Origin of the sequence: Nannocystis sp. RBIL2 (assembly GCF_026626745.1) — a bacterium.
Classification (GTDB): domain Bacteria; phylum Myxococcota_A; class Polyangia; order Nannocystales; family Nannocystaceae; genus Nannocystis.
Genome location: NZ_JAPNJW010000001.1, coordinates 4,947,911 through 4,970,405, shown reverse-complemented (window position 1 = coordinate 4,970,405; position 22,495 = coordinate 4,947,911). Strand labels below are relative to the sequence as shown.

At 70.6% G+C, this 22,495-nt stretch carries 21 protein-coding genes; 9 read left to right on the top strand and 12 right to left on the bottom strand.

What is annotated here, in order from left to right; translation table 11 throughout:
* Window positions 1-276: 276 nt before the first annotated feature.
* On the top strand, window positions 277-2,676 hold the full coding sequence (locus OV090_RS19685; RefSeq protein ID WP_267705367.1) for an EF-hand domain-containing protein: 2,400 nt from the start codon (window positions 277-279) through the stop codon (window positions 2,674-2,676).
* Between the two features lie 62 nt (window positions 2,677-2,738).
* Here the strand turns inward: OV090_RS19685 and OV090_RS19680 are convergent, their stop codons facing one another.
* The 6 genes from OV090_RS19680 to OV090_RS19655 form a co-directional block, all read right to left on the bottom strand.
* Entirely contained in the window at window positions 2,739-3,167 is a 429-nt protein-coding gene (locus OV090_RS19680) for a GNAT family N-acetyltransferase (RefSeq protein WP_267705366.1), read from the bottom strand.
* 88 nt (window positions 3,168-3,255) lie between these two features.
* The gene (locus OV090_RS19675; RefSeq protein WP_267705365.1) at window positions 3,256-3,702 is read right to left on the bottom strand and encodes an HAD domain-containing protein; all 447 of its coding nucleotides are present in this window, start codon (window positions 3,700-3,702) and stop codon (window positions 3,256-3,258) included.
* A gap of 316 nt (window positions 3,703-4,018) precedes the next feature.
* On the bottom strand, window positions 4,019-4,588 hold the full coding sequence (locus OV090_RS19670; RefSeq protein ID WP_267705364.1) for a DUF99 family protein: 570 nt from the start codon (window positions 4,586-4,588) through the stop codon (window positions 4,019-4,021).
* Window positions 4,589-4,784: 196 nt separating this feature from the next.
* Window positions 4,785-5,645 carry a class I SAM-dependent methyltransferase gene (locus OV090_RS19665; protein WP_267705363.1) on the bottom strand — a complete coding sequence of 287 codons (861 nt, stop codon included), beginning with the start codon at window positions 5,643-5,645 and terminating at the stop codon, window positions 4,785-4,787.
* Window positions 5,642-6,982 carry a polynucleotide adenylyltransferase PcnB gene (gene pcnB / locus OV090_RS19660; RefSeq protein WP_267705362.1) on the bottom strand — a complete coding sequence of 447 codons (1,341 nt, stop codon included), beginning with the start codon at window positions 6,980-6,982 and terminating at the stop codon, window positions 5,642-5,644. The genes OV090_RS19665 and pcnB overlap by 4 nt, the downstream gene beginning before the upstream one ends.
* A gap of 467 nt (window positions 6,983-7,449) precedes the next feature.
* Window positions 7,450-8,877 carry a DHA2 family efflux MFS transporter permease subunit gene (locus OV090_RS19655; RefSeq protein ID WP_267705361.1) on the bottom strand — a complete coding sequence of 476 codons (1,428 nt, stop codon included), beginning with the start codon at window positions 8,875-8,877 and terminating at the stop codon, window positions 7,450-7,452.
* A gap of 754 nt (window positions 8,878-9,631) precedes the next feature.
* Between OV090_RS19655 and OV090_RS19650 the strand changes: the two genes are divergently transcribed.
* Window positions 9,632-10,492 (top strand): hypothetical protein, encoded by an 861-nt coding sequence (locus OV090_RS19650; RefSeq protein ID WP_267705360.1) that lies wholly within the window; start codon window positions 9,632-9,634, stop codon window positions 10,490-10,492.
* 264 nt (window positions 10,493-10,756) lie between these two features.
* Here OV090_RS19650 and OV090_RS19645 read toward each other — a convergent pair whose 3' ends face one another.
* The 4 genes from OV090_RS19645 to OV090_RS19630 form a co-directional block, all read right to left on the bottom strand.
* Window positions 10,757-10,879 carry a hypothetical protein gene (locus OV090_RS19645; RefSeq protein WP_267705359.1) on the bottom strand — a complete coding sequence of 41 codons (123 nt, stop codon included), beginning with the start codon at window positions 10,877-10,879 and terminating at the stop codon, window positions 10,757-10,759.
* The gene (locus OV090_RS19640; RefSeq protein WP_267705358.1) at window positions 10,869-12,809 is read right to left on the bottom strand and encodes a tetratricopeptide repeat protein; all 1,941 of its coding nucleotides are present in this window, start codon (window positions 12,807-12,809) and stop codon (window positions 10,869-10,871) included. Before OV090_RS19640 ends, OV090_RS19645 begins: the two co-directional genes overlap by 11 nt.
* Before the next feature lie 278 nt (window positions 12,810-13,087).
* Window positions 13,088-13,813 carry a hypothetical protein gene (locus OV090_RS19635; RefSeq protein ID WP_267705357.1) on the bottom strand — a complete coding sequence of 242 codons (726 nt, stop codon included), beginning with the start codon at window positions 13,811-13,813 and terminating at the stop codon, window positions 13,088-13,090.
* Window positions 13,810-14,751: a hypothetical protein gene (locus OV090_RS19630; RefSeq protein WP_267705356.1), complete on the bottom strand. Its 942-nt coding sequence runs from the start codon at window positions 14,749-14,751 to the stop codon at window positions 13,810-13,812. Before OV090_RS19630 ends, OV090_RS19635 begins: the two co-directional genes overlap by 4 nt.
* 456 nt (window positions 14,752-15,207) lie before the next feature.
* Here OV090_RS19630 and rpsB point away from each other — a divergent pair, with 456 nt between their 5' ends.
* The 4 genes from rpsB to frr all read left to right on the top strand — a co-directional run bounded on the left by rpsB (window position 15,208) and on the right by frr (window position 18,148).
* Complete coding sequence (gene rpsB, locus OV090_RS19625; protein ID WP_267707136.1) at window positions 15,208-16,071, top strand: 30S ribosomal protein S2; 864 nt, start codon at window positions 15,208-15,210, stop codon at window positions 16,069-16,071.
* Between the two features lie 3 nt (window positions 16,072-16,074).
* On the top strand, window positions 16,075-16,728 hold the full coding sequence (tsf, locus tag OV090_RS19620; RefSeq protein ID WP_267705355.1) for a translation elongation factor Ts: 654 nt from the start codon (window positions 16,075-16,077) through the stop codon (window positions 16,726-16,728).
* 97 nt (window positions 16,729-16,825) lie between these two features.
* Window positions 16,826-17,548 (top strand): UMP kinase, encoded by a 723-nt coding sequence (pyrH, locus tag OV090_RS19615; RefSeq protein WP_267705354.1) that lies wholly within the window; start codon window positions 16,826-16,828, stop codon window positions 17,546-17,548.
* Between the two features lie 45 nt (window positions 17,549-17,593).
* The gene (gene frr / locus OV090_RS19610; RefSeq protein WP_267705353.1) at window positions 17,594-18,148 is read left to right on the top strand and encodes a ribosome recycling factor; all 555 of its coding nucleotides are present in this window, start codon (window positions 17,594-17,596) and stop codon (window positions 18,146-18,148) included.
* Between the two features lie 324 nt (window positions 18,149-18,472).
* Here frr and OV090_RS19605 read toward each other — a convergent pair whose 3' ends face one another.
* Window positions 18,473-19,291 (bottom strand): DNA methyltransferase, encoded by an 819-nt coding sequence (locus OV090_RS19605; RefSeq protein ID WP_267707135.1) that lies wholly within the window; start codon window positions 19,289-19,291, stop codon window positions 18,473-18,475.
* 270 nt (window positions 19,292-19,561) lie between these two features.
* Between OV090_RS19605 and OV090_RS19600 the strand changes: the two genes are divergently transcribed.
* From OV090_RS19600 to OV090_RS19590, 3 genes are read left to right on the top strand one after another with little or no spacing between them, the layout of a single operon-like run.
* Window positions 19,562-19,846: a polyhydroxyalkanoic acid system family protein gene (locus OV090_RS19600; RefSeq protein WP_267705352.1), complete on the top strand. Its 285-nt coding sequence runs from the start codon at window positions 19,562-19,564 to the stop codon at window positions 19,844-19,846.
* Window positions 19,843-20,649: a glutathione S-transferase family protein gene (locus OV090_RS19595; protein ID WP_267705351.1), complete on the top strand. Its 807-nt coding sequence runs from the start codon at window positions 19,843-19,845 to the stop codon at window positions 20,647-20,649. The genes OV090_RS19600 and OV090_RS19595 overlap by 4 nt, the downstream gene beginning before the upstream one ends.
* 53 nt (window positions 20,650-20,702) lie before the next feature.
* Window positions 20,703-21,557, top strand: a complete 855-nt coding sequence (locus OV090_RS19590; protein ID WP_267705350.1) for a bile acid:sodium symporter — start codon at window positions 20,703-20,705, stop codon at window positions 21,555-21,557.
* Window positions 21,558-21,560: 3 nt separating this feature from the next.
* On the opposite strand, the gene OV090_RS19585 is transcribed toward OV090_RS19590, so the two are convergent.
* Window positions 21,561-22,412 (bottom strand): hypothetical protein, encoded by an 852-nt coding sequence (locus tag OV090_RS19585; RefSeq protein ID WP_267705349.1) that lies wholly within the window; start codon window positions 22,410-22,412, stop codon window positions 21,561-21,563.
* Between the last annotated feature and the right edge of the window lie 83 nt (window positions 22,413-22,495).

Genomic DNA, 22,495 nt, shown 5'->3' with positions numbered 1-22,495 from the left:
CCGTGTCGTACGCGGCGCCGCGGGCCGTCGGGCCAGGCGCCCCGCCCCCGATCGCATCGAGCTCCCGACCGCGGCCCGCCCCGACGTCGTCGGCCGCGCCCTGGTCTCGCACCCCTAATTCGCGCGGGGCCTGCCCGCCCGCTCCCGTGCCGTAGGTGGCACCGCAGGGCCGACGCCGAGGCGGGCGTGCGGCCCGATCTCGAAGCGTCGTGCGCGTCCCCTCGCGTCCGTTTTTGCTTCAGGGGGAATGGTCGGCGTTCTATAGTCGCGGGCGAGATGACGATGTCAGCCAGCGGTTCATCGGCAGCAGAGCTCACCCTCGACAAGAGCGACGTCGACAGGCTCTGGGAGTCCTTCCGTATCTTCGACACCGACGGCAGCGGCGCGATCTCCCCCGCCGAGCTGGCGGTCGTGATGCGATCGCTGGGGCAGAGTCCCACGGAGGCGCAGGTGCGCGGCCTCATCGAGGAGGTCGACACCGACGGCTCGGGCCACATCGACTTCGGCGAGTTCAAGACGCTGATGCTCGCGCGTTACGGCGACCGTCGGAGCCGGCTCGAGCTCGCGTTCGCGGTGTTCGACCGCGACGGCAGCGGCCGGATCACCGCCGAGGAGATGGGCGGCGTCATGAGCCAGGTCGGGCTGAGCGCGCGCGAGCTCGACGAGATGATCAAGGAGGTCGACGTCGACGGGGACGGCTCGATCGGCTTCGACGAGTTCTGCCAGCTCGCGCAGGCCGTGCCGACGCGGCCCTCGGGCGCGCTCGAGACCGCGGCGCCGCTCGCCAGCGCCGGCGCGACCGCGGCGGCGATCGCCGGCGAGGTCGACGCCCGCGAGCGGACCGAGGCCGAGCCCGCGCCCGCGGCCGACGAACCGCAGGCCACGGTGGAGGTCGAGATCGCCCGCTTGCGCGAGCAGAACGCGCGCAGCTCGGAGGCGGGCAAGGTCCGCGGGACCTCCGTCCTGCAGCTCCAGATCGGTCTGTTTCGCCTGATCCAGGGCGCCGCGTACCGCTGCTTCCGCGAGAGCTTCTCGGCCAACCACGAGACGCACCTGCGCGTGCGCAACCTGCCGTACCGGATCTCCGAGTTCGTGCCGTTCGTGCGCACCGCGATGAGCCTGTACAAGGCGCTCGGCGTGGTCGAGGAGGTGTGCCACCCGACGCTCGACGCGGTGGTCGAGTCGCTCGAGGCCGAGTACGCGCGGCTGCAGCGGCGCATCGCCGACTGGCAGACCGTGCCGAAGACCGCGGAGATGCTGGCCGAGCACGAGGCGATGGTCGCGGCGCGCAGCCGGTCGGAGAACACGCGCGAGAAGTTCGCGGCGGGCGTCGAGTTCGCCATCAGCATGCGCAAGCAGCGGCTCGGTCTGGGGGACGTGGTCGAGGGCGTGCTGGCCCTCAACGAGCTGAGGCGACTGCGCACGGAGGAGTTGGCGCAGGAGCTCGCGCCCGGGCAGGCGCAGGCGGCGGGCGATGCGAAGGCCTACCTCGACCGGTGGCACCGGGTCATCCTCGACAACGCGCTGGAGACGGTCGACGGCGCGATGATGCCGGTCCGGTACTGGTACGAGGACTTCATGCCGAAGCTCCTCAGCGCGTTCTCGGTCAGCAACGCCAGCCACGTCGCCACCTGCGAGGCGCCGACCGACCCGGTGATGGACGGGTGGTTCCAATGGATGCACGACGCGGGCGAGTTCGCGGTTTACGGCAAGGAGCTGATCGCGGCGTTCCCGGGCTGCAGTCCGCCGGAGAAGCTGCGCCTCCTGCAGAGCTGGTGGCTGTCGCGCCATTACTTGAACGGGGTGCAGAAGCGGCGCGAGCGGGCGGAGTTCGGGCGGGACTCGGGCAGCATCTCGCAGTACGTCAGCTTCGTCGACGTGTACGTCGGCCGCAACGACGTGCGCGACGCGCAGATGCGGGTCAGCTTCCCGTACTTCATCGGTCCGGCGGTGTGGCGCTTCCTCCACACGGTGGCGGAGCTCGCGTGTGACAAGCCCGCGGCCGAGCAGCAGCGGCTGGTCCCGGTGTTCAAGCAGTTCTTCAAGCTGTTCGCCACGATGTACCCGTGCCCGTACTGCCGGCACCACCTCAACGCCTACGTGGTGCAGAACCGCGAGGTCGACATGTACCCGGTGGAGTACCTGCTCCTCGGCCACGACCTCGAGGCGACCAGCTTCAACATGTCCATCGACGACAAGCTGAGCTCGGTGAGCGACGGGCCGTCGCTGCGGCTGTTCCTGTGGAAGCTCCACAACACCGTGTCGTCGTCGATCGCCCGCTCCGAGGAGTGGTACCACCGCGACGACGGCGCCTTCTACACGACGCGCTACTGGCCGAGCCTGGCGGCCGAGCTCGCCCGCGCCCGCGCGTTCAATCAGCCGAGCATCCCGGTCGAGCGGGTGGAGAGCAACTTCCGCTTGATGGGCCCCGTCGGCCGGCTCGCGGGCGTGCGCCTGGAGCTGCACCGGCTGCTGGCGCGAGGCGACGCCGCGAGCGCCCTGCAGGCCAAGAAGATCGCCCAGGACTACATCCGCCAGCTGGAATCGCGCGTGATCGAGGAGCGCTTCCTGCAGGACAACTATCACTTCGATGCGAACCTGAGCGACCCGCTGACCGTCAGCTTCTCCGAGGCGGAGGAGAAGCTCGGGCGGAGCGGGCTCTACACCGAGGATTGACGGCGCCGCTGTCTGAATGGACATGTCTTCGAGGACATGTCTATTCGGTCACCTCGATCGGTTCAGGCGCGCGGGAGGCGGAAGATCACCTCGCCGCTGCGCGAGCGGCCGACATCGGCCCAGCCGGCGGCGCGGTAGAACGCGTCGGCGCGGGTGCCGACGGCGGTGGTGAGCTGGATGGCGTCGAGCCCGGGGTGCGACCACAGCCAGGCGACTGCGCGGTCCAGGAGGGCGCGGCCGAGACCGCGGCGCTCGTGGGCGGGGTCGATGAAGAGCGCCCAGATCGAGCCGGGCTGCGGGTGCGCGGAGGAGAAGCCGAGGACGAGGCCGTCCTCCTCGCCGACCCACGACCTGCCGGGGCCGCGGATGTGCTCCTCGTAGTCGGGGACGGTCACGAGGCCGGGGTTCGACAGGACGTTCTCGCGGACGGCGGCGCGGATCACCTGCAGGCGCGGGATGTCGGCCAGCACGGCCTCGCGGTAATTCAACATGCGGCGGAGGATACCGCACGACGCGGACGACGACCAGGCGGGCTGCGTCGACTCGCGGGGCGCGGAGTTCTTCGCCCTGCGCCGCGGCTCAGTCGGCCAGCTGGGCGAGCACTTGCGGGAGCTCGCGGGTGGTGAGGCCGTGGACGCGACAGGTCTTGACCAGGTGTCCCGGCAGCTCGGGCATGTCGAATTGGTCGTCGATGGCGACGTAGCGGGTCGGGGGTTCGGGCTGCGCGTCGAGCCACGCGCGGATCTCCCGGCCGCGCCGCGGACCGTCGACGTCCGGCGTGATGCCGACGACCTGGGCCTCACAGCCGGCCGCAGCGAAGCTGGCCCGCAGCTCGGCGAGCGGCAGCGACAGGCGCCACGACGACGACAGCACCACCACCGCGCCGGTGGCTCGCACGATCTGGTTGAGCACCGCGACGTTGTCGGGATCGAGGCACGCGAGCATGCCAGGACGCTCCGGCTCCGCTCGCGTGCCGATGTTGTTCATGACGCCGTCGATGTCGAGGAAGATGACCTTGGGCGGCACGATTCGAGGCTAGCACCGTGACAGGGCCGATTCGAGCGCCGTGGATCCGCGCGGTCCGACTCGTCGGACATGTCGTCAAGGTCAGGCCGCACGCTCGACTCGGGCACTCGCCGAGCCGCGTCTGGACCACGCATCGGTGTTCGTGGAACATGGGAGCTGCAACGACTCGGGCGGCCTCCGACCTGCGATCGCAACGCCGACAAAAAGCGGCGAATGAAATGCGCGTCCCTTGGAATTTTGCGGCCACGAACTGTCGCCGCGCGCCGCTGGAGTGAATGGTTGCACCTGTCCTTTCAGGCAGGTCCGCAAGGGGTGTTCAGGCCCGGCCCTTGCTGTACCCGCGCCCGAAAGCGCCAGCGATCAGGTGGGCCAGCCGCAGCGGCTCGGGCAAAGCCCCGTGAACCCGCGAGCGCTCGAGCAAGAGGGCGGCCTCGGCGACTGCGAGCCCCTTGCGCTGGACCCATACGCCGCCCAGCGGCTCCATCGCGCCGGCGCGCTGGATCAGCTTCCACTTGCGGGATCCACCGGGGAGGCGCTCCAGGGCGGCGCGGATCTTCACGAGGTCGGGCGGGCGGCGAGCGACGACGAGGACCGGGCGAGCGATCGCCTCGTGCAGCGCGTCGAGGTCGACGACGTTGAAGCCGGCGAGGGCGATGCCCTGCAGGACGACCGCCTGGACCGCCTCTGCGAACGGCGAGCCCAGCAGCATGGCGGCGATCCTGCGGGCCGCGTCGGCGCCGTCGCGGCGGACCTTGCCGCGCAGGACGCCGTCGAGCCGGCCCGAGGTGCAGACAGTGCCGATGATCGCCACGTCCCCCCGGTGCTCGCGCGCGAACGGGGCGTCGTCGACGCCGAGCAAATTCGAGAGGCGACGGATCGCGGGCATCAGCGGCTCACGCCAGGGGCGGGTCGCCCGAGCGGGTCGGGCGGGTCATATGAACATTGTTCTGCGAGGATTTGCGCGGGGTGTGCCCGGCCGCGTTGCGACGGCTGGCCCAAAAGACAGGCGCGACGGATAGCGCGGGCGGCGCCAGGCGGATCGACGAAGCCGAGGACGTGGATGCCCGCAAGGACATGTCGCTTCAGACATGTCCTTGGGGCTTGGTGCAGAGGCCGCACTGCGAGTCGACGCCGGGGGCGAGGCGGGTGCCGCGGAAGTTGCCGCCGAGGCTGTCGAGGGTGAGGCCGGCGGCGGCGACGAGGTGGCGCAGCTCTTCGGGGAAGATCTGGCGGTGGGCGAGGTGGACGACCTGCGCCGGCTCGGGCGGCGGCTTGAAGGCGCGGGGGCGCTTGGGGGCGTCGTCGTAGAAGATCCGCACGTGGCACACCTGCGTGTGCGGGTCGTAGGTGTGATTGGTCGAGTAGACCATGGCCGCGCCGGTGCGCGGGTGGGTGAAGTGGGTGACGCTGTGGCGCTCCTCGGGGTCCCAGGTCAGCCACTCGAGGTCGGGCAGGAGGACGTCGAAGGCGAACCGCCCGCCGGGCACGAGCACGCGCGCGGCCTCGCGGAAGCAGCGCAGCAGGTCCTCCCACGAGTACAGGTGCATGAGGACGTTGAAGGGGGCGAACACGAGGTCGGCGCCGGCGTCGGGCAGCGGCAGCGCGGTGATGTCCCCGAGGACAGGTTCGAGGCGGGCGGCGACGTCGCTGGCGACGCCCTGGGCCTTGCGCCGCAGGTGGTCGAGCATGGTCGGCATGCGGTCGACGGCGACGACGCCGTGGCCGTCGTGGCACAGAGGCAGGCTGATCCGCCCGGTGCCGGCGCCGAGCTCGACGACGCGCTGGCGCGGGCCGCGGTCGCGCGCGAGGCCGCGGTACCAGGCGACGTCGTGGCGGTGGTCGCGGTACTCGAAGTCGTACAGCTCGGGGTCTTCGTAGTGCTCGCTGGTGCCCAGTCGCAGCAGGGCCTCGGGGTCGAGGGGGCCCTTGCCGCGCCGCGTCACGGCGAACCCGACTCGGCGGAGTGACGCCGGCCGTCCGGGCGCGTCCGGCGACGCCGTTTGCGTCGCGGGCCGCTGTCGAAGTCGCCCTCCGACTCGATGCGCATCGGCTGGGTGACGGCGGCGAGGCGCTGCCAGTGCCCGAGCTCGCTGCCGTCGCCGCCGCGGGCTTTGACGGTGAGGCCGAGGAAGACCAGCGCTTCGTGGAAGTACTGGCGCTGGACCAGCGAGGGCCGCCGCTTCTTGCGGGTGAGCGACTCGACCATGCGCCGGTGGGCCATGAGGATCTGCCGCGCCAGCTCGCGGTCGCGGCGGGCGACGCCGAGGCTGACGCAGACCGGGCCCATGAGGTCGTCGATCAGGCGATCGAGGCCCTGGCGGCTGGCGGTGTGCCACTGCTCGTCGAGCAGCGGCGCGAACAGCACCGCGAGGAGGACGCCGTTGCTGGCGACCTGGCTGGTGGCGCTGGTGTACTCGTCGAGCGCCTCCAGCAGGTTCCACATCACCCGCGAGGGCTCGCCGGGCTTCGTCTTGCTGGCCGGACCCGCGAGGCCGCTCGCGCTCAGCTTGCGGTAGAGGTCGACGTAGCTCGGCATGAGCTCCGTCATCAGCCGCGACTCGAGCAACAGCTCGAAGCTGCGCCGCGCCGCGCCGCCGCGCAGGAGCTTGTAGATCTCCTCGAGCACGCGGGCGCGCGAGCACTTGCCGATGTGGCCCACGGTGTCGAGCAGGGCCCGCCAGGTGGCCTCCTCGATCGTGAAGTCGAGCCGCGCGGCGAACTTGACCGCCCGCAGCATGCGCACAGGATCCTCCTGGAAGCGCAGCAGCGGGTCGCCGATCGTACGGATGACGCCGCGCTCGAGGTCGGCCAGGCCGTCGACGAAGTCGACGATGGCGTCGGCGTCGGTGTCGTAGAAGAGGCCGTTGATGGTGAAGTCGCGCCGCCGCGCGTCGTCCTCGACCGAGCCCCACTCGTTGTCGTGGGTGATCAGCGGGTCGTCCTCGGCGGTGATCGGCGTGGTCCGAAAGGTGCTCGTCTCGATGATCTTCGGGCCGAAGAACACGTGCGCGAGCTTGAAGCGGCGGCCGATGATGCGGCAGTTGCGGAACGCCTTGCGGATGGTCTCCGGGGTGGCACTGGTCGCCACGTCGAAGTCCTTCGGCCTCCGCTTGAGGAACAGGTCGCGTACGCAACCGCCCACCAGGTAGGCCTCGTGGCCTCCGGCCACCAGCTTGCGGACGACCTTGAGCGCGTCCGGGTCGACATCCCGGATGGAGATGGCCCCCTGAAGGCGCGGCGGCGTCGGAACAGAGGGGCTGCTTGCCTTCACTTCGGGCATCGCGTGCTGCTGCGCCCCTCTACCACACGGGGGGCCCGAGATGGTGGAAAGCCGATGATGCGCGCTTTTGCGCAAGGTCGCGGACGGGGGCAGGGAGATCGGGCGCCGGGTCGGGGGCGGGGGGCGGTGGGGGGATGGGAAGTGATTGATTTTGTTTTGTTTTGCGGGGTGTCTGGGCCGCAGAGTGGCGGCGAGTGCCCACGGAGGCGACAGCGCAGCCTCTTGCGGGGGTTTTTTGGCGCGCACGCCGCCAGTGGGACCCTCATGCGCGAGGGCGGGTGCGACGCGCCGCATCTCGCTCGTGGGGAGGATTGCGCCAAATGCGCGGAGCTGAGTGAACCCCACGCGAAGGGGCTCGACGCTGTTGGCGGAGGTCGCGCCGGCCGGTCGCGTGGGGTCCTCGAACCGTCGGTAGCTCACCCTCGCGTCCGAGATCGCCGGTGCCGATCTTCGATGGCCTCCAGCTCTCAGGGTCGGAGCTTGCGGACGCCCAGGCTGAGCGGCACGGCGACGAGGGCGACGAGCGTGGCGACCAGGTAGACGTCGTTGATGCCCGCGACCAGCGAGAGCTTTTCGATGGTCGCGCGCTCCGTCACTCCCTGGCGCACGAGCGCCTCCGCCTCGTGGCTCGAGAAGACGGACAGGAGCGCCGTGAAGATGGCAATTGAAAAGGCCCCGAACACGTTGCGCAGCCAGTTGCTGATCGAGGACGCGTGGCCCATCTGCTCGCGTGGGATCTCCTCCATCCCCGCGTTGCTGGCCGGCATGATCGCCAGCGAGATGCCTACGTTGCGCACCAGCATCCACGCCAGCACGTAGGTCTGGGAGATCTCCGGCGTCAAGCGGCTCAGGGCGTAGGTGCCGCCGGCGATCATCAGGACGCCGGCAGTCATGAGCCCGCGCGGCCCGAGCGGGCCGTACAGGCGCCCGACCACGGGCATCAGGAGGGCCATCGCCAGAGACGCGGGGAGCAGGACGAGGCCGGTCTCGAGCGGCGTGACGCCCTGGATCGTCTGCAGGAACACGGGCACGAGGAAGGCGCCGGAGTACAGGCTGATGGTGATGATGATCGCTACGATCAGAGTGACCAGATAGCGGCGATTGACGAGGACGCGCAGGTCGAGCAGCGGATGACGCGTCCTCAGCTCGCGGACGACGAAGGCGAGCAGCGACAGGGTGCCGAGCAAGAGCAGGGAGACGGTGCTGGCGTGCGTCCAGCCCCAGTCCCTGCCCTGGCTCAGGGCGATGAGCAGCGACAGGGTGCCGACGATGACCGTGAGCAGCCCGGGCAGGTCGAACGCCTGCGGGACCTGCAGGCGGTAGTAGGGGATGGTCCGCCCGGCCAGCGCGACTGCGAGGACGCCGAGCGGGACGTTGATGAAGAACAACCACCGCCAGTCGCCGAGAGTGATGAGCCAGCCGGCGAAGGTGGGGCCGAAGGCGGGCGCCAAGCTGGCCGCCAAACTCCAGAGGCTGGCCGCCAGCGCCTGCCGCTCGCGGGGCAGGAGCTGGTAGATGAGGGTCATGGTCACCGGCATGATGGCGCCGCTGAACGCACCCTGAAGGAAGCGAAACGCGACGAGGGAGCGCGCGTCCCAGGCCATGCCGCACAGCACGGAGGCGAGGGTGAAGCCGACGAGGCTGGCGACGTACAGCGACTTGAAGCTGAAGCGGCCGCCGAGATAACCGGTGAGCGGGGCGGTCGTGCCCATGGCGAGCATGAAGCCGGTCAGGGTCCACTGCAGCAGCGAGAGCTCGGCGCCGAAGTACCGCTGCAGCTCGGGGATGGCGAGGGTGATGGTGCTCGAGCTCAGCACCGACATGAACGACCCGACGAAGAGGGCGAACATGAACGGCCAGAAGCGAGTGACTCGCGGCTCTTCGAGCGGATCCATCAGGCGGGCCGTCCCCATACCAGCGGAGCGCCGCGACGTCATCACGCGGGGTGGCGCGCTGCTCGGCTTCGTCGACTACGCGCGGCGCACGGCCGCGCTGCGTGATCACCGGAATGGGTCGAACCAGATGTCGAGGACTCGCGGTCGCGGCGGTCGCCGCACGCCGATGCATCACCGCCGCGAGTGACGGGATCGGCAGGACAAACTCGACGCCCTGAAAGATCGTGGCGAAGACGAGGCCGGCGAGGTCGAGGGGCAGCCATGCGACTCGCTGGCGTGGGCATCGGCCCTGACACAGGGAGTCACTTTCGGTGGTCGCCTGACCGCATGGAGTGCGCCAGCATGTGCGCGGCTGCCTGCTGGACAGTCACGGCGTGATGCAATGCCGCGGTCGGGCTCGCGGATCCTGCCAGTGCGCCGGTGACGGGCTCGTGCGGTCCTCGCGGCGCGCGGATCGGCCCGTTGCCGTGACCGGCGAATCTCGTCGCCTGCGCGAACACGCCCGGGGCGAGCCCGGGCGCCCCTTCCAAGGCGACGCCCCAAGTGCCGCCGACCAGGACGAAGGCGGTCGCCACGGACAGCGAGGTTCAAAATCGCGCCTTGAACGGAAGTGTTTGAAAAGACTGCATAAAATTATCGGTAAAACATGGGCATAGGGCTCGGTGGCGGGGCACTTGATCTGAACCAGATCACGCGCTGCATTGACCCCACTGCTTGCCAGGCGCACTTTACTGAACAGGCGAGCAAGCTGACCATGAGTTCCGGATTCACCACCCTGCAAGTCCTGTCGTCCTGCACCGGCCTGCACGTGATCCTCGGCAGCCGCGCCGGCGCCCCGGTGCCCTCGGCCTCGCCGGAGCTGGCTCTGGCCGGCCTGCTCGGCGAGTTCGAGGCGCGGGGCGAGCGCGTCACGGTGGTGACCCTGCGCCTGGCGCGGCGCGAGGACGCGAGCTGGGCCGAGCCGGCGCTGCGCTGGCTGACTGCCCACGGCCGCCGCGTGATCCTCCGCAGCCCGGCCACCCTGGCCCGCTCCCTGGTCCTGCGGGCCAAGGACTGCCAGGCGTCGGTGGCGTACGAGATCGCGCACCAGAAGGTGGAGATCCAGCGGGCCCTCCTGGGCGCCGAGGCGGAAGCCGCGCCGGCGCTGTTGCTCCAGGCCCAGTACCTGCGCCGCCTCGGAGTGCCGGTCTCGGTCCACCTGGGACCGCTGCTCGCGGGCCTGCACGACCGCCCGTTCGGCCCCGACTTCGAGCCGCTGCTCCGCCACATCGCCGCGGCCGAGCTGCGCGACCTCCACTTCGTGCCCGGCCGCCTCACCCCGGCCCGGATCGGGGCGCTGTCGACGGTGCTCGACGCCGACACGATGACCTCGGTGCTGCGCCGCTACGGCGTGCCCCCGGCCGCCCAGAGCCGCGACGCGGCCCCCACCAGCACCGGCTGGCGCCTGACGGCCCAGGCGACCGGCGCGCTGGTCGAGGGCCTCAAGGGCCTGGCGGAGCGCCACGGGATGCGCCTCGACGCCTGCGGCTGCGCCGCCCACTGCCACCGCGACGAGCAGCGCCGCGAGGTGGTCTCGGTCCAGGGCCCGGGGCTGTTCGCCGCCCACGGGTGGTGAGCCGCGATAGCGCCGTCGCCTAGCAGGCCGGGGAGCTCCGCCAAAACAGGCGGGCCCCGGCCTTCGTCGTTCGCGCCCGCGAAGGAGCATCGCTCGCCACGCGCGTGAGTCTCGTCCTCCGCCGCTCGCGGAGCTTCGGTCGCGTGTGCCGGCCCGTGGTTCGACCGCGCAAGTCGCGGTCCTCGGAGCATTTAAAAACTCGACGCCCGGGAGGTCGCGGAGGCGACCTGTCCCGAGCGCCAGGTGTCGTGACAGTCGGAGCGGCTAGGTCGCGCCGGCGGTCTCGTCTTGCTTGTCGAACTCTTCGACGGTTTGCAGACAGGCCATGCTGCCGGCGGCGATCATGAGGGCCGTGAGGAGCAGGAAGGAGAAGAACTTACGGCTCATGGGCGAAGACTCCGACGGGGTCGGCTGAGAGTATCGTGGAAGGATCGAACAGCCGCAAGGCGTCGCGGTGCCGCGCGACAAGCGCGGTCCGATCGTCAGGATCGGCGGCGAGCCAGGCGGTTTTTTCACGGAGCAGGAGTTCGGTGGCGTCGGCCGGACGTCCGAGGTCGAGGAGGAGCTCGACGTTCGCGAGCAGGGCTTCGGGCCGCTCGGGGGCGAGGTCGAGGGAGCGGCGGTAGTGGACCGCGGCCTGCTCCGGGTCGCCGAGGCGATGGAAGATCCGCCCGGCCGTCGCGTGCAGTTCGGGGCTGTACGGGTAGCTCGCCAGGCCCTCGGCGAGGTGACGGCGGGCCAGGTCCGTGCGCGTCGTCTCGGACGTCGCGGGCAGGTCGAGGCTCACTTCGGCGAGGCCGGCGAAGATCCCCGCGTTGCGGTCGGGGCTCACTGCGAGGGCCGCCTGATAGCGGCGATAGGCCTCGGGCCAGTCCTCGCGGGCCGCGGCCAGGCGAGCGAAGCACAGCTGCGGCAGTTCGTAGCGGGGGTCGTGGCGCTCGGCGTTGCGGCAGTGAGCCTCGGCGCGGGCGAACGCGAGGGCCTTGTCCTCGCGCGGGGCGTCGGCCGGGACGTTGCGGACGATAAGCTCGCCGAGCACCGCGTGGGCGCGGGCCGAGTCGGGGGCGCGCTCGCGGGCCACGCCCCACAGGTGCGAGTTGTCGCGGTAGACCGCGGCCGTGGCCACGCGCACCGAGCCCTGGACGACCACGACGGCGGCCAGCGGGGCGACGCGGGCGATCAGCTTGATGTCCTCGGGGACATGTCCGGAGAGCCAGCGACCGGCGGCCAGCAGGAGCGCGACCAGGCCGAGGCACACCGGGACGCTCGGCAGGTACATGAAGCGGTCGGCCCGCATGTTGGGCATCGGGAACAGGTTGCTGGTCGGCAGGGCGAGGGCGAAGGCGCCGAGGATCGCCAGGGCGATCAGCGGGCGGCGGCGGACGCAGGCGAGGCCGTAGCCGACGAGCGCGAGCAGGGCGGCGCCGGCGAGCACGACGGCGGGATCGCGGAGGCCGGCGCCGTGGTCGGGGTACTCGGGCGAGAGGCCGAACGGGACCAGCATCTGCTGCAGGTAGCCGAGGTGGATCGGCAGGGAGGCGGCGAGCACGGGGCCGAGGCCGACGCGGTGGCTGTAGACGCGCAGGTTGTCGGCGCCGTATGGATCGAGGGCGCCGTAGAGGGCGAAGGTGTAGGCGAGGACCGCGGCGACGCCGAGGCCGAGCGCGAGGACGCCGCGGACCAGGTGCGCGGCAGAGGGGCGCGGGCGCCACGGCGAGAGGCCCTCGGCGAGCAGCCACAGCGCCGGGATCGCGCCGGCGCTGAGCTTCATCGAACATGCCCCGAGGGACAGGAGCGCCGCGCCGACGAGGCGGCCGCGCGAGGCGGCGAGGGCGGCGGCGAGGCCGAGCAGGGCGGCCAGCAGATCTTCGCGGTAGGAGACGACTGCGACGGCCTCGGCGTGGATCGCCAGCAGGCCGAACAGCGCGGCTGTCCCGAGGGCCAGATCGAACGGCGCCCCGAGGGCGCGCAGCCAGCGGACGAGCACGGCGCAGACGCCGAGGTGGAGGCCGATCGACAGGGCGTGGTGCAGGCCGGACGACAGGCCCAGCAGCTGGTAGCCGAGCAGGTCGAACACCACGAGGCCGGGGCGGAACGCGTCGGGGACATGGCGCGCGACGGCCTCGGGCGAGAACAGCAGGCCGAGGTCGGTCGGTACGCGCAGAAAGCCGTTGGCGACCAGAGTCCAGCCGTCGTCGTAGACGAACTGGTAGCCGAGCAGCGGCAGATGGACGAGGGCGATCAGCGCCAGCACTCCGCCCAGCGCGAGCCGCGGCGAGAGGTTCTTTTCAAAAGACTCGAATGTCCCGGAGGACATGTCCGCGGCGACATGGATGCGCGCCTCCGATGCTGGGGGTTCGGGGGGCGGAGGCGAATCATATGTCCCCGAGGACATGTCCGCGGCGGGGCTGCGCGGGTCCGGGGGCGCGGAGCCGGGCGCCTGGGCAGATGTCTCGGAGGACATGTCCGAAGCAGCCGGCCGCGGCGCATCGGGCGCTGTCCCGGAGGACATGTCCGAACGCGCAGCCGGGTCGGCCGCTGGCGGTTCAGACATGTCCTTGGGGCCAGATGGCTCGGGGGACATGGCCGCGGGGGCTAGTTCCCGGGCGCCGCGGGGGCGGGGCCCTCGGCCGCGGGGGACGCCGGGGCGGGGCTCTGGGGGGCGTCGGTGGGCCTCGGGGCGAGGCCGGGGCCGGCGGGCGCGGGCTGGGCGGCCGGGGCGAGCAGCGGCCCGTCGGGGCTCTTGTGATCGGGGTGGAACTCCTCGCAGCGGCCGCGCGGGGCGGTGTCGCGGCGGCGCTTGGGCGCGAGCGGGCCGCAGCGGGACCAGTCGACGCTGTAGGAGATCAGGGCCATCGCCGCGAAGGCGACCGCGGTGAGGCCGAGGCCCCAACTGGCCTTGCTGAGGCGGTTGCCGGTCGCGACCGTGCGGTCGTAGTCGTCGTAGTCGAAGCCGTTCTCGAAGTAGTTGTCGTCGAGCTTGCGGCGCAGACCGTAGGAGGCGAAGCTGGTGGCGATCGTGCCGACGCCGGCGACCACGGCCATCGAGATGCCGAGGTAGAACAGGATCGGCGTGACCGGGCGGCGGCGCTTGCTCGAGCGGTCGTCGGCCGGCGGCGGGGCTGGGTCCTGCGCGGCGTAGAGCGTGCGGATCTCGAAGTTCGAGCGCGTGCCGACGTTGCCGATCGAGGCCAGCCGGTGGTCGGGCTGGGGCAGGTCGGCCGTGGTCGTGGCGCAGGCGGTGCTGAGCGCCAGGGCGGCGACCCAGAGCCGGCGGGGGACGTCGTGGCCCGCGGGGCGGTGGAGCGGTGGGTGAGTCATCCGCTGGTCTCGGTTTCGCTGGTGGGCGCTTCCGTGTCGCTGACGTCGGTGTCGACGCCGTCGGTGGTCGGGAGATCCTCGGGGACGCAGATCGCCAGGTCCTCGTTGCACGTGAAGCCGTCGCGGCAGGTGGTCAGGTCCTCGCCCAGGCAGGTCGGCAGGCACAGGCCCAGGCCCTTGACGCAGACCTCGCCCTTCTCGCAGGTGTTCTCGCCGAGCGGGTCGCACTTGGCGATGCAGGTCGAGAAGCCGCCGAAGGCGTAGCACTCGGCCGTGTCGGCGCACGGGGTGGCGCCGTCGTGGGCGCAGTCGGGCAGGCACATGGCGCCGCTGCAGTACTGTCCCGGAGGACAGGCGCGCGCGTCCTCGGCGTCGCAGCGGATCCCGCACACGCCGGTGCCGATGAGGTCCTCGACGCTGCTGCTGCCACCGCCGCCGCCGCCCGGGAAGCCGCTGCCGCTACCGCTGCCGCTGCCGCCGAGCAGATCCTCGATCAGCGCCAGCTCGATGTCGTCGCCGTACAGCACGCACCGCTGCGGGCTCGAGCAGGTCGCGTCAGGGTCGGGGAAGCGCTCGTCGTCGAAGCCGCAGGCGGTCGCGCAGGTGCCGTTGAAGCAGAGATTATAGCCCTTCTCGGCCGGGCAGACGTCGGTGCTGAGCTCGCACGGGTACTCGCACAGGCCGTCGAGGCAGGCCTGGCGGGCCTCGTAGTACTTGCTCTTGTCGGCCTCGGGCACCTCGTCGCAGTCCTCCGCCAGCACCATGCCGGCGGCCTCAGCGTCGGGGATCAACACCAGGTCGCCGCGGCAGGACAGCACCCGGCAGTCGCTGTCGGCCGAGCAGTTGTAGCGGAACGACGGCGGCGGGTTCGGGGTGAGGAAGCAACCGCCGAGGGCGCCGAGAGCGAACGCGAGGGCGAGGAGCGGGCGACGAGACATCGACAAGGCGCTCATATCACAGGGGTGGCTGCGCGATCAGCGCTGTTGGCCTGGAGAGCAGGGACAGGGCCGTCCGATCGCGTGAGACGCGGACCGCCACGCCTCGCGGGTTGGACCAGGACGGCGACGGCTGCGGAGTCGCGGGGCGAAACGAGCAGGCTCACGCGTCCGGGCGCCAGGCCCGGGGCTGCCCGAGGGCTTTCGTGGACGAAAGCGAGTGCGTTTACGGGTGTGAGACCGCCGGGTAGGCGGGGCCGGCGGCGCCTTGCCCGGTGGCCAGGGTGCGTGCTACACGGCCCGCCGCACCCATCACACATGCCTCGGGAGGGCCCCGTGGCGTCACCGCGGTCGCGGTGTTCGGGGTCCGACGAGCGGGGCAGCGGCCTAACGCCAGGAAAGAACAAGAAGATGAGCAATCAAGATGTCTCCCAGAGCGACCTGCAGCAGTCGCTCGAAATGTCGGACGGCCAGCGGATCATCACCGTGCGCCAGCTCCTCGAGGCGGGCGTCCACTTCGGTCACCGGACCGAGCGCTGGAACCCGCGCATGAAGCCCTACATCTACGGGGCCCGCAACGGCATCCACATCATCGACCTGCAGCAGACCGCGGTCATGTTCCGGCGGGCGTACGCGTTCATCCGCAGCATCGCCGCCGAGGGCAAGCCGGTCCTGTTCGTCGGCACCAAGAAGCAGGCCTCGGACGTGATGAGCCAGGAGGCCGATCGCGCCAACCAGTTCTTCGTGTGCAGCCGCTGGCTCGGCGGCACCCTGACCAACTGGACGACGGTCCGCCAGTCGGTCGACAAGCTGCGCAACATCGAGCGTATGAGCCAGGACGGCACGTACGAGGCGATCACGAAGAAGGAAGCGCTGATGTTCGAGCGCAAGCGCGGCAAGCTCGAGCGCAACCTCGGCGGCATCAAGGACATGCCGAAGCTGCCCGGCGCCGTGTTCGTGATCGACCCGGTCAAGGAGCACATCGCCGTGGTCGAGGCCAACCGCCTCGGCATCCCGGTGGTCGCGGTCGCCGACACCAACGCCGACCCGCGGCTCATCCAGCACGTCATCCCCGGCAACGACGACGCCATCCGCGCGATCAAGCTGTTCTGCAGCAAGATCGCCGACGCCTGCCTCGAGGGCGCGCGCCTCGGCAAGTCGCGCGCGGTCAACGAGCCCGAGGGTCACAACGTCCCCGAGACGATCCGGGTGACCACCGGCGGCGACGGCCCGCGCGTCGAGGTCGTCTCGCGTCGCACCCAGCTGCCGGCCCCCGAGGCCGCTGCCACGCCCGACGAAGAGACCAGCACCAAAGAGGACTGAGCCATGGCCACGATCACCTCCGACATGATCAAAGACCTCCGCGAGCGGACCGGCGCGGGGCTGATGGACTGCAAGAGGGCGCTGACCGAGGTCGACGCCGACATCGAGAAGGCGGTCGAGTACCTGCGCAAGAAGGGCATCGCGGGCGCGGCCAAGAAGGCCGGCCGGATCGCCACCGAGGGCGCGGTCACCTCGTACATCCACATGAACCATCGCGTGGGCGTGCTGCTCGAGGTCAACTGCGAGACCGACTTCGTCGCCAAGACGGCCGACTTCCAGGCCTTCTGCGCCGACGTGGCGATGCAGATCGCCGCCATGAACCCGGTCTGCGTCCGTCGTGAAGAGATGGACACCTCCAAGGTCGAGTCCGAGCGCGCGCTGCTGCGCGAGAAGGCGCTGGCCGAGGGCAAGCCGGAGAAGATCGTCGACAAGATCGTCGACGGCCAGGTCGGCAAGTTCTACTCGGAGCACGTGCTGCTCGAGCAGAAGTTCGTCAAGGACGACAAGAAGACGATCGAGCTGCTGCAGCAGGAGCTGGTGGCGAAGCTCGGCGAGAACATCAAGATCCGCCGCTTCACCCGCTACGAGCTGGGCGAAGGCCTCGAGAAGAAGACCGAAGACTTCGCCGCCGAGGTCGCGGCGCAGATCAAGGCGTAAAGACGCGAGCGAGAGAGCGGGCGACCCCCGCTCTCTCGCTATGTGCGTGGTGACGAATCTTTTGCCGCCGGCCCCGCGGGCCGGAGAGACGGACCGCATGGCAGCCGCCCCCCGCTACAAGAGGATCCTGCTCAAGCTGTCCGGCGAGGCCCTGCAGGGCACGCAGGGCTACGGCGTCGATGCCGAGGTGCTGCGCACGATCTCCGAGGAGGTCAAGGAAGTCGTCGGCCTCGGGGTCGAGGTCGCGCTCGTCATCGGCGGCGGCAACATCTTCCGCGGCCTGTCCGCCGCGGCCTCCGGCATGGACCGCGCCAGCGCCGACTACATGGGCATGCTGGCGACGGTGATGAACTCGCTGGCGCTGCAGGACGCGCTCGAGCAGCGCGGGGTCTACACCCGGGTGATGTCGGCGATCGAGATGAAGGAGGTCGCCGAGCCGTACATCCGTCGGCGCGCGACCCGGCACCTCGAGAAGGGCCGCGTGGTCATCTTCGCGGCGGGGACCGGCAACCCCTACTTCACCACCGACACGGCGGCGGCCCTGCGGGCCATGGAGGTCCACGCCGACGTGCTGCTGAAGGCGACCAAGGTCGACGGGGTCTACGACAAGGACCCGCACAAGCACAGCGACGCGGTCCGCTACTCCCGCCTCACCTACCTCGACGTGCTGGCCCGCGGCCTCAACGTCATGGACAGCACGGCGATCTCCTTGTGCAAGGAGAACAGCCTGCCCATCCTTGTCTTCAACATGCTCGGGCGGGACAATATCCGCCGCGTGGTCTGCGGCGAGGAGCTCGGCACGCTGGTCTGCGCGGAGTAGCCCGCGCCCACTCGAACCACACCATCCAAGCGACGGAGCACGACGATGAACGACGCACTCGAACTGGCCCAAGACGGCATGGACAAGGCGCTCGACCACCTGCGCAAGGCGGTCTCCAAGGTCCGCGCCGGCCGGGCCAACCCCGCCATGCTCGACGAGATCCGCGTCGAGAACTACGGCACCCTGATGCCGCTCAACCAGGTCGCGACGGTCTCCATCGGCGACGCCCGCCTGCTCGTCGTCAAGCCGTGGGACCGCAACATGGTCGGCCCGATCGAGCGCGCCATCAACGCCGCCAACCTCGGGATCAACCCCCAGAGCGACGGCGTCGTGATCCGCCTCGCCATCCCGCCGCTCACCGGCGACCGCCGCAAGGCCCTGGTCAAGCAGGTCAAGGACCTCGGCGAGGAGGCCAAGGTCGCCATCCGCCAGTCGCGCCGCGAGGCCAACGAGTTCCTCAAGGAGGCCGAGAAGGGCCGTGAGATCACCGAGGACGAGCTCAAGAAGGCGCTCGAGAAGGTGCAGGAGATGCACGACAAGTTCGTCAAGCAGGCCGAGGAGATCTTGAGCAAGAAGGAAGCCGAGATCACCGAGGTGTGACGCCTGTCCCCGAGGGGCAGGTCGCGCGTCGCGAGGGCGGCGAGCGGTGGGGCGGCGAGCGATCGTCGCCCCTTTGTTTTTGGTCCGGCGGGCGACCGGAGCGCCGCTCACGGGAAGGGGCAGGCGTACGTCAGGTCGAAGCTCCAGTAGCAACAAGCGTCCCGGCCGCGGGTCCGGACCGCACATCGCGTCCCCGAAGACGCCGACGCACAGCGAGCAGCTCTTGAGCAGGTGCAGGACCGTCTCGGCCGCGGCGTCGGGGCAGTTCTCGGGGTCGACGCATCGTCCTCGAGCGAGACGAGGCTCCCGCGAAGGTCACATGTTTCAGCGCACCACTTGTAGGGCCGGGCGCTCGCGCAGCGACGGGACGGCGTCGAGCAGGCGGGCCTGGGTCAGGTCGATGTATTCCTGCTCGAGGTCGATGCCCATGTAGCTGTGGCCGAGGGTGACCGCGGCGACGCCGGTGGTGCCGGAGCCGTTGAATGGATCGAGCACCTGGGCATTGTCGGGACAGGAGGCGAGGAGCAGGCGCTCGAGCAGGGCCAGCGGCTTCTGCGTCGGGTGGCGGCCGAGCAGCTTCTCTTTCTGGCCGGGCGCGGTGAGGCGCCACACCGTCTTCATCTGCTTGCCGTCGTTCATCTCGCGCATGCGGTCGTAGTTGAAGACGTGGCGGCTCTTGCGGCTCTTGGCCGCCCACAGCAGCGTCTCGGTCGCGTGCGTGAAGTAGCGGCACGACAGGTTCGGCGGCGGGTTCGGCTTCTCCCACACGATCTCGTTGAGCATCTTGAAGCCGAGCTGCTGCATCGCGTAGCCGACCGAGTAGATCACGTGGCCGGTGCCCGAGACCCACATCGTGCCGTTGGGCTTCAGCGCCCGCTGGCACGCGCTCAGCCACCGATGATTGAAGGCGTGGTTCTCCTCGACGCCGTTCGACTTGTCCCACGCGCCCTTGTCGACGCTGGTCCGCTTGCCCGCGCGACAGGTCGAGCCGCCGTTCGACAGGAAGTACGGGGGATCGGCGAAGATCACGTCGACCGACTCCGCCGGGACGCGCTCCAAGATCTCGAGGGAGTCGCCCTTGTAAAGCCGCGCCCGGTTGTCGGCCGAGCGCCAGGTCGGCTCGGGCAGAGGCTTCTGCACCACCGCCGGCGTGGTCGCGCGCGCGCTGGTGGCCCGGGCCGGGCCCGATTGCGGCGTCTGCACGCCCGGGGCCGGGGCCTTCGGGCTCGCGGGGGCCCTCAGGTCCGAAGGAGGCAGTGCGGTCTCGGTGGCGCTGACGCTTTGGAGCACGGCCGCAGCTTCCACGGGGGCGCCCTGCGGGCCAAATTTGTGACGAAAGCCTGCGGCCCCCGTGGCGCCCGCGCCGCCCCCGGTTTGCAGGACCCGCGAGCTTTTTGGTACTAAGACTGGCCGATGCCGAAGATCAACCTGTCCCGCAACCACTCCCTCGAGCCCGCCGTGATCAAGGAACGGATCAGCACCCTGGGCGCGAAGCTCCAGGAGAAGTACCAGGCCAAGACCTCGTGGGCCGACGATCGCACCCTCAACGTCAAGGGGACCGGCGTCGAGGGCAAGCTGGTGATCAGTGACAACAAGGTCGACGTCAACCTCGACCTCGGCTTCATGCTCACCCCGCTCAAGGGCAAGATCGAGGAGACGCTGGGCAAGGAGCTCGAGAAGCTCACCGCCTCGTCGTGAGCCGCTCGCCCGCGCCGCTGCGCCTGATCACGATCGGGTTCAGCCACTTCTGCGAGAAGGCCCGCTGGGCCCTCGACCACGCCGGCCTCGATTACGTCGAGGCCGACCACGTCCCGCTGTTCCACTTCGCTGCCACCCGCGCCGCCGGTGCCAGGCGCACCGTGCCGGCCCTGGTGACGCCCCGGGGCGTGCTGTGCGAGTCGACGGACATCGTCCGCTTCGCCGACGAGTCGCTGCCCGCGGCGCGCAAGCTGTTCCCGGAGGAGCCGGAGCTGCGCGCCGAGGTCGAGCGGCTGATCGCTCGCTTCGACGAGGTCGTCGGGCCCGCAGTGCGTCGCGTCGCTTACGCGTGCATGTTCCGCGACCGCGGCGGGTCGCGAGATCTGCTGACCTGCTCCGGACCCGCCTGGGAGCGCCGGATCGGCCGCCTGCTGACCGTGCCGATGCAGGCGCTGATGGCCCGCGCCCTGAAGCTCTACCCCGGGCCGACGGCCCGTTCGCAGGCCCGGCTCGACGCGATCTTCGACGAGGTCGCGCGGGCCCTGGAGGGCGGCCGGCGCTACCTCGTCGGTGACCGCTTCACCGCCGCCGACCTGACCTTCGCGGCCCTCTGCGGCCCGGCGCTGATGGCCCCGCAGTACGGCTATCCGATGCCGGCGCACGCGCTGACGCCGGCGTTCGTGGAGTGGTCGGCGCGCGTGCGGGCGGCCCCGGCCGGGGCGTTCGCGCTGCGGCTGTTCGCCGAGGAGCGGCCGCCGGTGCGCGCGCAGGGCCGTTCGGACATGTCCTCCGGGACAGGTTAGAACCGCGTTCCGCCAGGTTGTCGCGCGCGGGTTCGCGTGCGAGCATCGGGGGGATGCTGTCCGGCCTCGAACAGGCGCTCCTGGCCCTGCTCCTCGTCGTCTTGATGATGGGGATGGGCGCGTCGCTGACCGTGGCCGACTTCCGCGCGGTGCTGAAGACCCCGCGCGGGCCGCTGATCGGGCTCGCCTCGCAGTACGGGTGGATGCCGCTGATCGCGTTCGCCCTGGCCAGGGCGCTCGGCCTGCCGAACGACCAGGCGATCAGCCTGATCATCGTCGGCTGCACCCCGGGCGGCACGACCTCCAACCTGTTCACCTACTACGCCCGCGCCGACGTGGCGCTCAGCATCAGCATGACCGCGCTGTCGACGATCGTGGCGGTGGTGGTGATGCCGCTGCTCTTGCTGGTGTACGCCAGCTCGTTCACCGACGCGGCGCTCAAGGTCCCGTACGGCAACATCACGACCACTCTGGCGGTGATGCTGGTGCCGCTGGCGCTGGGGATGGTGATCCGGGCCCGCTGGGCCCGCGCTGCGGCGGTGCTCGAGAAGGTCGGCAGCCTGTCCGGGATCGGCGTGCTGGCGCTGCTGATCGTCACCGGGCTCTATCACAACGGGGCGCTGCTGGCCCAGACGACGCCGGCGATGTACGCAGCGGCGATCGGCCTGGGCGCGATCGGCTTCGGGCTCGGCTATCTGCTGGCCGCGCTGCTCAGGGTGCCGCAGGCGGGGCGGCGGGCGATCGCGTTCGAGACGGGCATCCAGAACAGCCCGCTGGCGCTCGGCATCATCCTCGCCAGCTTCCCCGCCGCGCTGCACGAGCGGATGCTGTGGCTGCCGCTGCTGTACGCGCTGTTCGTGCTGCTGTCGGCGTCGCTGCTGACGCTGTGGTGGCGCTTCCGCGGGTGATCGTCACTGGCAGCGCGGGACGTAGTCCGGGTTCTTCTGGGCGCACACGTCCTCGACGCACGGGCACTCGCCGGTGAAGCAATAGCCGCGCCGGTCGGCGACGCCGAGCTTGCGGACGCAGTCGATCATGGCGTTCTCGTCGCCGGCGGCGAGCTGCTTGCAGCTCTCGAGCTGCGGGTCCTGGTTGGTGGCGTGGGTGTCGCCCCACTCGCTGCGCTTCAGCAGGACGTCGGAGCCGTTCACCGTGCGCCAGCGGCCGGTGTCCGGGTCGAGGATGCAGTCCTTGGCGATGTCGACGGCCGTGAACGGGCAGCACTGCGAGCCGCCGCAGATGAGGACGCGATCCTCGAGCGTCCAGTGCGGGTCGCACGGGACCGGGCAGCCGTTGCTCAGCGGGCTGGGGAAGCCGCCGGTCTCGATGCAAAAGCCCCAGTGACTGAGGTCGTTGTTGCCGTCGGAGAACAGCGGAGGGCCGAACTGGTCGTCGATCACGTCGGGATTGAAGTAGTTGGGCAGGTTGCCCAACGCCGCCGGATCGTCCGAACAGCAGGTATGTCCCATCGGACAGGTGTTTCCATCGACCGGCTTGCACGCGCCGGCGTGGACGCCGGGCACGCCGTCGCCGGTGGTCGAGTCGCCGGTGGTCGAGTCGCCGGTGGTCGAATCGCCGGTGGTCGAATCGCCGGTGGTCGGTTGGGCGGTGGTCGGGCCGGCGGTGCTCGGGCCGTCGGGCGCGACTGTGGTGCCGGGGGTCGGCGCGGTCGAGCTGCCGCTGTCGCTGTCGTCCTCGGGCGTCTTGGGGTCGATGCACCCGGTCAGGGCGAGACAGGCGACGAGGCGGAGCAGGCCATGCATCCATGGATCGTCGGCGAGCCGGCGGGATGTAGTCAACTTCGCGGTCGACGGAAGTTTTTGCGGGCCCGCCGGGCGCGACGTCG

What these genes read in the sequence shown, in the direction of transcription:
- rpsB (WP_267707136.1), top strand. Translation starts at nt 15,208, where the DNA reads ATGTCGGACGGCCAGCGGATCATCACCGTGCGCCAGCTCCTCGAGGCG.
- OV090_RS19680 (WP_267705366.1), bottom strand. Translation starts at nt 3,167, where the DNA reads ATGTTGAATTACCGCGAGGCCGTGCTGGCCGACATCCCGCGCCTGCAG.
- tsf (WP_267705355.1), top strand. Translation starts at nt 16,075, where the DNA reads ATGGCCACGATCACCTCCGACATGATCAAAGACCTCCGCGAGCGGACC.
- pcnB (WP_267705362.1), bottom strand. Translation starts at nt 6,982, where the DNA reads ATGCCCGAAGTGAAGGCAAGCAGCCCCTCTGTTCCGACGCCGCCGCGC.
- OV090_RS19630 (WP_267705356.1), bottom strand. Translation starts at nt 14,751, where the DNA reads ATGTCTCGTCGCCCGCTCCTCGCCCTCGCGTTCGCTCTCGGCGCCCTC.
- OV090_RS19670 (WP_267705364.1), bottom strand. Translation starts at nt 4,588, where the DNA reads ATGCCCGCGATCCGTCGCCTCTCGAATTTGCTCGGCGTCGACGACGCC.
- OV090_RS19685 (WP_267705367.1), top strand. Translation starts at nt 277, where the DNA reads ATGACGATGTCAGCCAGCGGTTCATCGGCAGCAGAGCTCACCCTCGAC.
- OV090_RS19600 (WP_267705352.1), top strand. Translation starts at nt 19,562, where the DNA reads ATGCCGAAGATCAACCTGTCCCGCAACCACTCCCTCGAGCCCGCCGTG.
- OV090_RS19635 (WP_267705357.1), bottom strand. Translation starts at nt 13,813, where the DNA reads ATGACTCACCCACCGCTCCACCGCCCCGCGGGCCACGACGTCCCCCGC.
- OV090_RS19640 (WP_267705358.1), bottom strand. Translation starts at nt 12,809, where the DNA reads ATGTCCTCCGGGACATTCGAGTCTTTTGAAAAGAACCTCTCGCCGCGG.
- OV090_RS19590 (WP_267705350.1), top strand. Translation starts at nt 20,703, where the DNA reads ATGCTGTCCGGCCTCGAACAGGCGCTCCTGGCCCTGCTCCTCGTCGTC.
- OV090_RS19645 (WP_267705359.1), bottom strand. Translation starts at nt 10,879, where the DNA reads ATGAGCCGTAAGTTCTTCTCCTTCCTGCTCCTCACGGCCCTCATGATC.
- OV090_RS19655 (WP_267705361.1), bottom strand. Translation starts at nt 8,877, where the DNA reads ATGGATCCGCTCGAAGAGCCGCGAGTCACTCGCTTCTGGCCGTTCATG.
- pyrH (WP_267705354.1), top strand. Translation starts at nt 16,826, where the DNA reads ATGGCAGCCGCCCCCCGCTACAAGAGGATCCTGCTCAAGCTGTCCGGC.
- frr (WP_267705353.1), top strand. Translation starts at nt 17,594, where the DNA reads ATGAACGACGCACTCGAACTGGCCCAAGACGGCATGGACAAGGCGCTC.
- OV090_RS19650 (WP_267705360.1), top strand. Translation starts at nt 9,632, where the DNA reads ATGAGTTCCGGATTCACCACCCTGCAAGTCCTGTCGTCCTGCACCGGC.
- OV090_RS19585 (WP_267705349.1), bottom strand. Translation starts at nt 22,412, where the DNA reads ATGCATGGCCTGCTCCGCCTCGTCGCCTGTCTCGCCCTGACCGGGTGC.